Below are 9,825 nucleotides of genomic sequence, written 5' to 3'. Positions count from 1 at the left end.
CGCTGATTGCCGCCATGACGCCGGAGATCATGAAGATGGTGATCTTCAGTCGATCCACCTTGATGCCGGAATAGACGGCAGCCTCGCGGTTGCCGCCGGTGAGATAGGCGCGGCGGCCGAAGCTCGTCTTGCTCAAAAGGATGTGGTTGACGAGGAAGAGCACGGCGACGACCCAGATGATGATCGGCAGGCCGAGGAAGCTTTCGGTGCCGATGGCGGTCCAGGTCGAATTCTCGATCATCGCCGGCGCGCCGTTGGTCGGCAAGCTGACCATGCCGCGGTAGATGCCCATGGTCGCGACGGTGACGATGAAGGAGGGGAGCAGCAGTTTCGCCGTCAGCACGCCGTTCAGCATGCCCATCAGGGCGCCGGCGAGAAGCGTGACGACGAGCGCCGGCGCAAAGCCGAGGCCGAAGGCGAAACATTGCGCGCCGACCATACCGGCAACCGCGATGATCGAGCCGACCGAAAGGTCGATTTCACCCAGCAGGATCACCCAGGTCATGCCGAAGGCGGCGATCGCCACCACGGCCACCTGCTGCAGGATGTTCATGAAGTTGACGACCGACATGAAGCGCGGGTTGAGGAAGGAGAAGATGACGCAGAGCATCACCAGCGACAAAAGGATGCCGCCATACTGTTTCAGCGCGCGCAGGAAGGCGGCCTGGGTCTCGGATTGCTGTGTCATGATTGGAATCCCGTTGCGTGCGCCATGATCGTTTCCGGGTTGAGGTCGGTGCCGGAAAGCGTTGCGCCGATGACGCCTTCGTGCATGACGACGACCCGGTCGCTCATTCCGAGAACTTCCGGCAGCTCGGAGGAGATCAGCAGGATCGCTGTCCCCTCGGCCGCCAGCTGGCGGATGATCTTGTAGATTTCGAACTTGGCGCCGACGTCGACACCGCGGGTGGGCTCGTCGAGGATCAGCACCTTGGGCTTCGTCAGCAGCCACTTGGCAAGCACGATCTTCTGCTGGTTGCCGCCGCTGAGCGACCCTGAGGGCGTGTCGAGCGAATGGGTCTTGATCGCCAGCCGGCCGACTTCCTGGGCTGCCGCCGTGCGTTCGGCGCGGTTGCGGGTGAAGCCGAGCGGGCCGGTGAAATCCGAAAGGGCGGCCATCGAGATGTTCCAGCCGACGCTGTGGCTGAGCACGAGGCCCTCTTCCTTGCGGTTTTCGGTGACGAAGCCGATGCCGCGGGCAATTGCCTCTGCCGGTGAACGGAAGCGGACAGGTTGCCCTTCGAAGCGCACCGTGCCGGTCGCGGCCTTCATGCCGAAGAGCGCGTTCATCACCTCCGAGCGGCCGGAACCGACCAACCCGAAGAAGCCGAGAATCTCGCCGGGTCTGATGTCGAAGGAAATATCCTCGAACTCACCGTCGCGGGTGAGGCCATCGATGGAGAGAACAGGAGCGACGCTCGGCTTCTGCTCATGCGCCGCTGGTGGATAGATTTCGTCCATGCGGCGGCCGACCATCAGCGCAATCAGCGCCTCGATGGTGACATCGTCGCGATCATGGGTGGAAACATATTCGCCGTCGCGGATGACGGTTATGTCGTCGCTGAGCCGCATGATCTCTTCCATGCGGTGCGAGATGTAGATGACGGCGACCCCGCGGCTCTTCAGCCGCGCGATGATGTCGAAGAGGATCTCGGCCTCGCTGTCGCTGAGCGACGACGTCGGCTCGTCGAGAATAACGACCTTGGCCTCGTGGCTGAGGCCCTTGGCAATCTCGACCAGCTGGCGCTGGGCGATCGAGAGATTGCCGACCTTCTCGCTGACATCGATTGGCAGGCCGAGATCGGCGACGATCGCGCGGGCCCTGGCGACGAGCTCCTTGTCGTTGATGAAGCCGAAGCGGCGCGGCTCGCGGGTGGCGAGAATGTTTTCAGCCACCGTCAGGTTGCTGCACAAGCTGAGTTCCTGGAAGACGATGGCGAGCCCGAGGGCGGCGGCATCCTGCGGATTGCGCGGCCGGTAGGCGCGCCCATCGAGGGCGATTTCTCCCGAGGTTGCCTCGTGTACGCCCGCGAGGATCTTCATCAATGTCGATTTGCCGGCGCCATTTTCGCCGAGCAGCGTGTGCACCCGGCCGCGCCGGACCTTCAGGCGCATGCCCTTCAGCGCCGCGACCTGGCCGAAGGATTTGGTGACGTTGTCGATTTCGAGAATGGTATCCGTGTTCGAACCATGCATGGCGGCCTCCTTCGGGTCAGCCGAGGGGACGCCGCCGGCCAAGGGCCGGGGCGTGCACCCCAATGTTTGCCGCCGCCTTTCGATGGGAGCAGGACGCGGGCGGACAACCGCACACACTTTTCCTGATCTCGCCCTTGAGGCGGCGGCAGTCCTGGGAGGACTTACTTCGCGGTGTAGACGCCCGGAACGATCGGCTGTTCGGCCGGAACGGTCTCGCCGGCGGCAACCTTGACGGCCGTGTCGACCGCCTGCTTGCCCATCTGGTCCGGGAATTGCTGGATGACGCCGACCATGACCGGGTTGGTGTCGACCGCGTCGCGGGCCTCCTTCATGCCGTCAAAGCCGATGACCTTGACCTGGGATTCGAGACCCGCAGCCTTCACCGCAACGGCGGCGGCAAGTGCCGCGTCATCGCCAAAGCCGAAGATGCCGGTGATATCAGGATTGGCCTGCAGCATGTTCTGGGCGGCGGCCAGTGCTTCGGCGCGGGTGATGCCGGTCTGGATCGCGACGATCTCCATGTCGGGATGCTTGGCGATCGCTTCCTTGAAGCCGTTGACGCGGTTCACCACCGACTGGACCGTCGGATAGTCGATGACGGCGACCTTGCCCTTGTTGTCGAGAACCTTGGCCATCAGTTCGCCGGCCTTGACGCCGCCGGTGAAGTTGTCGGTGCCGATATGCGAGGTAACGGTCGCGCCATTGGCCGGAACGTCGACGGTGATCACCTTGATACCGGCTTTCTCGGCCTTCTCGATCGCGGCGCGCACGCCCTGGCTGTCGACAGGCGAGATGACGATGACGTCGACGCCCTTGACGATGAAGTCCTCGACGTCGGCGAGCTGCTTGTTGAGATCCTGGTTGGCGATCGAAACCTCGAGCTTGACGTTCTTGGCTTCGGCCTCGGCTTTCATGGCGTCGGCGAGCTCGATGTAGAACGGATGCTGCTGGGTCAGCAGCGATGCGCCGATGCCGTCGGCAAAGGCGGTGGAGGCGAGGAGCGACAGCGCCGTGCCGGCGACGAGCGACTTCAGAATGCGGGACATGTTCATGGTTTCCTCCCTGGAAACGGCGTGGGCCTTCGTGTTGCGATCCAAGCTGGCGAGGCCCCCTCGCCGCCGTCTTGGTGAAGGCGTAAAAGCCACAAAACTTTGCGCGCGTCAATTTTTAAAAATACGCAAACAAACAATTAAACGTATAACGAGAAAATTTAGATGGGCACGCCACCGTTCGTCACCGGCCCGACGACGTGGCGGGACGAGGTCGCTCAAGTTCGCAGCGGGGGTGGCTTGCCTTTATCCCGCATTGCGCCAGATAGCGTGGCAGATGGCGACGGAGACGAGGTGATGACGGAGGCAAACAGGACGGCGCTGGTCCGAATCCTCGGGCGGGTACAAGGCGTTAGCTTCAGGGTTTGGGCGCGGGACGAGGCGCAGAAGCTCGGTCTCGTCGGATGGGTTCGAAACGAGGCCGATGGCTCGGTTGCCGCTCTGATCAGCGGCCCGGAGGACGCGGTCACCCTTATGCTCGAACGCCTGCATGACGGCCCGCCGGCCGCATGGGTTTCGAAGGTCGTTGCCGAGTTCGTCGAAGCGCCGGAAGGTGTCAGCGGCTTTCGGATCACCCGATAGGCAGGCCTTCAGCCGAAACGACCGCCGCCTGGTTTTGACCGGGCGGCCATCGCCCAAGCGCGAAATCAATGTTGCGCTTCGAGCTCGCTCTTTTTCTGCTCGCCCGTCGGTCGGCCGTAGGCCCGCAGGAAAGTCCGAACCGCCTTGCCGGCACTTTCCTCAAGTTCGGCCTCGCCTGGAGCCTCGCCGAACAGCCCGCCCATCTGCAGGTCCGCCTTGATCAGCGCGATGAACTGCCGCGCGGCGAGGTCGAAATCATCGATCTCGAGCGGCGCCCGGTGCGCGAGCCGCGCAAAAAGCGCCGCCAGCGCCCGATCGGTCTTGCCTGGTCCCTGTTCGCGCCAGAACTGAAAGAGATGCGGATAGCGATTGCCTTCGGTCGCGATCAACTTCTGGATGAACTTTGCGTCCTGGTTGCAGATGCAGTTCTTGTTGAGACGCACCGCGAAGGCGGCAAGGTCCTCTTCGAGATTGTCGGCGCGTTCAGGGAAAGTCGCGAGGATCGAAAAGAGCACGCCGTTGGTACGATCCATGATGTCCTGGACCACCGCCATGAACAGCGTCTCTTTTTCGCGATAGTGGTTGTAGACCGTCTGGCGCGATACGCCGGCTTCGGCGGCGATCTCGTCGATACTGGCACCGGAAAAGCCTTCGCGGCAAAAAACGTCTGCGGCGGCTTCGAGGATCGAGACGCGTTTCGCAAGTTGCCCTTTTTGCGCGCGGACATCAGGCGAGGCGGGGTCATGTTTTTTCATGAAGCGAAGATAAGGCCCATTGACGATTTAGACAATGGTGTCTAATTTTACACCTGTGTCCAATTTAATGGACTCAATAGTCAGCGCAGGATGCGTCTCCCAACGTTCGATCCTGGCACGACCGTCATCTTTCGAGTTTCAAACCTGGCGGCAGCGATACCGGCCTTGCGCCGGAGCATTGCCGCGATTTCTGAAAGATCATTGCCATGACAGCGTCCTTCCTCCGCACGGCCATCGTCCTCGGTTTGATTTCGGCGATCGGTCCCTTCGCAATAGACATGTATCTGCCCGCCTTACCGTCGATCGGCAAAGACCTGGCGGTCGACAACGGCGTGGTACAGTTCAGCCTCCTGTCGTTCTTCATTTCCTTCGCCATTTCGCAGCTCATTTATGGCCCTCTGTCGGATATCTGGGGCCGCAAGGCGCCGCTCTATCTCGGCATCGGCCTCTTCACCGTCGCCAGCATTGGCTGCGCCCTTGCGACCGACATCGAGACCCTGATCGCCTTCCGCTTCCTGCAGGGCATTGGTGGCGCCGCCGGCATGGTCATTCCGCGCGCCGTCGTCCGCGACATGCATACCGGCGTCCAGGCGGCGCGGCTGATGTCGCTGCTGATGCTGGTCTTCAGCATTTCGCCGATCCTGGCGCCGCTCGCCGGCAGCGCCGTGATCCAGTTCTACGGCTGGCGGGGCGTCTTCTACGCGGTGATGATCGCCGCCTTCATCGGCCTGATCCTCCTGTCGACGCAATTGCAGGAGACCCGCCCGAAAAAGGACCGTGCCGGCAGCAGCGTGGCAAGCGCGCTTGCCGCCTACCGCCTGCTGCTTTCAGACCGCAACTTCCTGACGCTTACCTTCATCGGCGGGCTTGGGATCTCCGGGTTCCTCGTCTATCTCGCCAACTCGCCCTTCGTGTTGATCGACCACTATGGGCTGACGCCGACGCAATATAGCCTGGCGTTCTCGATGAACGCCGTGTCGTTCTTCGCGGTGTCGCAGGCGACCGGCTGGCTCGGCGAGCGTTTTGGCCTGGTACGGGTCATGCATCTCGCCGTCGGCGCCTTCGCTTTGACCATGGTCACGATGTTCGTCGTCATGAGCCTCGGTTTCAACCACTTGCCCGTCATGGCCGCTTTCCTGTTCGTCGGCTACGGGGTGCTCGGCCTGGTGATCCCGACCTCGGCGGTGCTGGCACTCGAAGACCACGGCGAGATCGCCGGCACGGCGTCGGCGCTGATGGGCACGCTGCACTTCGTCACCGCCGCCGTCGCCATGGTGGTCGCGAGCCTCTTCTTCGACGGAACGGCCCTGCCAATGGCCGGGGCGATCGCCGCTTGCGCGCTTGCCGCCTTCCTCCTGACCCAGGCAACGATCGGCCGCAGCCGTGTGGTGGCAGCGGAGTAGGGACTGCTAACGCTAAACCGATAGGCCGGCGAGGGTGTCCTCGCCGGCCTTTTGTTGTCAGGTGTGACCGGTCGGCTCGCTTTTAAAAATCCCAGTCCTCGTCCTCGGTCGCGACCGCCTTGCCGATGACATAGGAGGAGCCGGAGCCGGAGAAGAAGTCGTGGTTCTCGTCGGCATTCGGCGACAGGGCGGAGAGGATGGCGGGGTTGACCTTGCAGGCTTCAGCCGGGAACAGCGCCTCGTAGCCGAGGTTCATCAGCGCCTTGTTGGCGTTATAATGCAGGAACTTCTTCACGTCCTCGGCGAGCCCGACGCCATCATAGAGCGCTTCGGTGTATTTCGCCTCGTTGTCGTAGAGCTCGAGCAACAGGTCGAAGGCGAAATCCTTGATTTCCTGGCGGCGTTCCTCCGTCAGCCGCTCCAGCGCGCGCTGGAACTTGTAGCCGATGTAATAGCCGTGCACCGCTTCGTCGCGGATGATCAGCCGGATCATGTCGGCGGTGTTGGTGAGCTTGGCGCGGCTCGACCAGTACATCGGCAGATAGAAGCCGGAATAGAACAGGAAGCTTTCGAGGAAGACGCTGGCGACCTTCTTCTTCAGCGGATCTCCGGAGGCATACTCTGCCGTGATCAGCGCCGATTTCTTCTGCAGGAACTCGTTTTCCTCGGACCAGCGATAGGCGTCGTCGACGTCGGGCGTCAGGCAGAGCGTCGAGAAGATCGAGGAGTAGGAGCGGGCGTGGACCGCCTCCATGAAGGAGATGTTGGAAAGCACCGCCTCTTCATGCGGCGTGGCCGCATCCTCCATCAGCCTGATGGCGCCGACGCCGTTCTGGATCGTGTCGAGCAAGGTGAGGCCGGTGAAGACCCGGATCGTCAGTTTCTGCTCCTCCGGCTTCAGCGTCGCCCAGGAGGGGATGTCGTTGGAGAGCGGCACTTTTTCCGGCAGCCAGAAATTACCGGTCAGGCGGTTCCAGACCTCCAGATCCTTGTCGTCCTCGATGCGGTTCCAATTGATGGCGCGGATGCGGCTTGCGGATTTGGCGTGCATGTTCATGTCGTTGGACCTTTGTGATCGTGGGTGCCCCACATCTGCGCGGTGCGGGTATGGCCCCACATCCGCCTGCCGGCGCCTTCTCCCCGCGTACGGGGAGAAGGGACAATGCCGCACCGCCTAACATCATCGGGGCCGCCCGCATCTCGGGCGTTGGTATGGCACGTCCCCACTCCCCGCCTGCGGGGAGAGGGTTAGGGTGGGGGCCGTTTGAGCAATTGCTGGAACGCGGCGTTAGAGCGCGCAGGAAACGCAGCCCTGGACCTGCGTGCCCTCAAGCGCCATCTGCCGAAGGCGGATGTAGTAGATGGTCTTGATGCCCTTCTTCCAGGCGTGGATCTGGGCGCGGTTGATGTCGCGGGTGGTCGCCGTGTCGCGGAAGAAGAGCGTCAGCGACAGGCCCTGGTCGACGTGCTGGGTGGCCGCCGCGTAGGTGTCGATGATCTTTTCCGGCCCGATCTCGTAGGCGTCCTGGTAATAGTCGAGATTGTCATTCGTCATGAAGGCTGCGGGGTAATAGACGCGGCCGATCTTGCCTTCCTTGCGGATCTCGATCTTCGACACGATCGGGTGGATCGAGGACGTCGAGTGGTTGATGTAGGAGATTGAGCCCGTCGGCGGCACGGCCTGAAGGTTCTGGTTGTAGAGGCCGCCCTCGATCACCGCCCGTTTCAGTTCCAGCCAGTCTTCCTGCGTCGGGATCGCGATGCCGGCTTCCTCGAATAGTGCCTTCACCTTTTCGGTCGCCGGCAGCCACTCGGCCTCGGTGTATTTGTCGAAATAGTCGCCAGAGGCGTATTTCGAGTTTTCGAAGCCGGCGAAGCTCTTGCCCTTTTCGACCGCCAGCCGGTTCGATGCGCGGATGGCGTGGTAGGTCACCGTGTAGAAATAGATGTTGGTGAAGTCGATGCCTTCCTCCGAGCCGTAATAGATGCGCTCGCGGGCGAGATAGCCATGCAGGTTCATCTGACCGAGGCCGATCGCGTGACTGTCGTCATTGCCCTTTTCGATCGAGGGCACGGACGAGATGTGGCTCATCTCGGAGACGGCGGTGAGTGCCCGGATAGAGGTCTCGATGGTCTTGCCGAAATCGGCCGAGTCCATCGCTGCTGCGATGTTCAGCGAACCGAGGTTGCAGGAAATGTCCTTGCCCATCTTGGCGTAGGAGAGGTCGTCGTTGAATTCGCTCGGCTCGTTCACCTGCAGGATCTCCGAGCAGAGGTTGCTCATGGTGATACGCCCGGCGATCGGGTTTGCCCGGTTCACCGTGTCCTCGAACATGATGTACGGATAGCCGCTTTCGAACTGGATCTCTGCGATGATCTGGAAGAATTCGCGCGCCTTGATCTTCCGCTTGCGGATGCGGGCATCCTCGACCATCTCGCGATATTTTTCCGTCACCGAGATCTCGGTGAGCGGCACATCGTAGACCTGCTCCACGTCATAGGGCGAGAACAGGTACATGTCCTCGTTGTTGCGGGCGAGCTCGAAGGTGATGTCCGGGATGACGACGCCGAGCGACAGCGTCTTGATGCGGATCTTCTCGTCGGCGTTTTCGCGCTTGGTATCGAGGAAGCGCATGATGTCGGGGTGGTGGGCATGGAGATAGACAGCACCTGCGCCCTGACGCGCGCCAAGCTGGTTGGCGTAGGAGAACGAGTCCTCCAGAAGCTTCATGACCGGGATGACGCCGGAGGACTGGTTCTCGATCTGCTTGATCGGCGCGCCCATCTCACGGATGTTGGTGAGCGACAGCGCCACGCCGCCGCCGCGCTTGGAAAGCTGCAGCGCCGAATTGATCGCGCGGCCGATGCTCTCCATGTTGTCCTCGATCCTGAGCAAAAAGCAGGAGACGAGTTCGCCGCGGCTCTTCTTGCCGGCATTGAGGAAGGTCGGTGTTGCCGGCTGGAAGCGGCCGGAAATGATCTCGTCGACTAGGTCGCGGGCAAGCTCTTCATCGCCGCGCGCCAGCGTCATAGCCACCATGCAGACGCGGTCCTCGTAGCGCTCCAGGTAACGCTTTCCGTCGAAGGTCTTCAGCGTATAGGACGTGTAGTATTTGAACGCGCCAAGGAACGTCGGGAAGCGGAACTTCTTCGAATAGGCGTGGTCGTAGAGATCGCGCACGAAGTTGAAGGAATACTGGTCGAGAACCTCTTGCTCGTAGTAGCCCTCGGTCACCAGATAATCGAGCTTCTCGCGAAGGTTATGGAAGAACACGGTGTTCTGGTTGACGTGCTGGAGGAAGTATTGCTTCGCCGCCTGCCGGTCCTTGTCGAGCTGGATCCGCCCCTCTTCGTCATAGAGGTTCAGCATCGCGTTGAGCGCATGGTAGTCCAGCGCCGGTTCCGTCGCCTTCAGGGGGCGTTCGAGTGTTGAGACGTCCAAAATCTTTTCATCCCGTTTTTGACATTGGCGACGTCCTCATCGGTTCCGAGCAGTTCGAACCGGTAGAGGTAGGGCACCTGGCACTTGGCCGAGATCACGTCGCCGGCGATCCCGTAGGTCGCGCCGAAATTGCTGTTGCCCGCTGCGATCACGCCGCGGATGTGGGAGCGGTTGCCCGCGTCGTTCAGGAAGCGGATCACCTGTTTCGGCACGGCACCCCGGCCGTCGTCGCCGCAATAGGTCGGCACGACGAGCACATAGGGCTCCGAAATCGTAAGTGCGCCCTTACTTTCCTTGAGCGGTATACGGGCTGCGCGAAGGCCGAGTTTCTCGACGAAGCGATGGGTGTTTTCCGAGCGGCTGGAAAAATAGACGATCAGCCCCATCGCTTCTCTCCC

At 61.8% G+C, this 9,825-nt stretch carries 9 protein-coding genes; 2 read left to right on the top strand and 7 right to left on the bottom strand.

Translation table 11 applies throughout. The annotated features are described in order from the left end of the window. From I8N66_RS19520 to I8N66_RS19510, 3 genes are all read right to left on the bottom strand, one after another. A partial coding sequence (locus tag I8N66_RS19520) for an ABC transporter permease (protein ID WP_291156839.1) occupies window positions 1-688 on the bottom strand: 688 nt, incomplete at its 3' end. Continuing rightward, on the bottom strand, window positions 685-2,196 hold the full coding sequence (locus I8N66_RS19515) for a sugar ABC transporter ATP-binding protein (RefSeq protein ID WP_291156837.1): 1,512 nt from the start codon (window positions 2,194-2,196) through the stop codon (window positions 685-687). The genes I8N66_RS19520 and I8N66_RS19515, both read right to left, overlap by 4 nt. A gap of 161 nt (window positions 2,197-2,357) precedes the next feature. Next, window positions 2,358-3,248, bottom strand: a complete 891-nt coding sequence (locus I8N66_RS19510; RefSeq protein WP_192450180.1) for a substrate-binding domain-containing protein — start codon at window positions 3,246-3,248, stop codon at window positions 2,358-2,360. A gap of 294 nt (window positions 3,249-3,542) precedes the next feature. On the opposite strand from I8N66_RS19510, the gene I8N66_RS19505 reads away from it, so the two are divergent. Beyond that, the gene (locus I8N66_RS19505; protein ID WP_291156834.1) at window positions 3,543-3,827 is read left to right on the top strand and encodes an acylphosphatase; all 285 of its coding nucleotides are present in this window, start codon (window positions 3,543-3,545) and stop codon (window positions 3,825-3,827) included. 65 nt (window positions 3,828-3,892) lie between these two features. Here the strand turns inward: I8N66_RS19505 and I8N66_RS19500 are convergent, their stop codons facing one another. Continuing rightward, window positions 3,893-4,582, bottom strand: coding sequence for a TetR/AcrR family transcriptional regulator (locus I8N66_RS19500; RefSeq protein WP_291156832.1), 690 nt, complete (start codon window positions 4,580-4,582; stop codon window positions 3,893-3,895). A 206-nt stretch (window positions 4,583-4,788) separates the two neighbouring features. Here I8N66_RS19500 and I8N66_RS19495 point away from each other — a divergent pair, with 206 nt between their 5' ends. Further along, window positions 4,789-5,985 (top strand): multidrug effflux MFS transporter, encoded by a 1,197-nt coding sequence (locus I8N66_RS19495; RefSeq protein ID WP_291156830.1) that lies wholly within the window; start codon window positions 4,789-4,791, stop codon window positions 5,983-5,985. A gap of 82 nt (window positions 5,986-6,067) precedes the next feature. Here the strand turns inward: I8N66_RS19495 and nrdF are convergent, their stop codons facing one another. The 3 genes from nrdF to nrdI all read right to left on the bottom strand — a co-directional run bounded on the left by nrdF (window position 6,068) and on the right by nrdI (window position 9,813). Then, entirely contained in the window at window positions 6,068-7,042 is a 975-nt protein-coding gene (gene nrdF, locus I8N66_RS19490; protein WP_291156828.1) for a class 1b ribonucleoside-diphosphate reductase subunit beta, read from the bottom strand. A 231-nt stretch (window positions 7,043-7,273) separates the two neighbouring features. Further along, window positions 7,274-9,427, bottom strand: coding sequence for a class 1b ribonucleoside-diphosphate reductase subunit alpha (gene nrdE / locus I8N66_RS19485; protein WP_291156826.1), 2,154 nt, complete (start codon window positions 9,425-9,427; stop codon window positions 7,274-7,276). Then, on the bottom strand, window positions 9,397-9,813 hold the full coding sequence (gene nrdI / locus I8N66_RS19480) for a class Ib ribonucleoside-diphosphate reductase assembly flavoprotein NrdI (RefSeq protein WP_291156824.1): 417 nt from the start codon (window positions 9,811-9,813) through the stop codon (window positions 9,397-9,399). The genes nrdE and nrdI overlap by 31 nt, the downstream gene beginning before the upstream one ends. Window positions 9,814-9,825 lie beyond the last annotated feature (12 nt).

Source organism: Ensifer sp. SSB1, from assembly GCF_016652895.1.
In the GTDB taxonomy this organism is placed as follows: Bacteria; Pseudomonadota; Alphaproteobacteria; order Rhizobiales; family Rhizobiaceae; genus Ensifer.
This window is presented reverse-complemented; position numbering and strand designations above follow the sequence as displayed.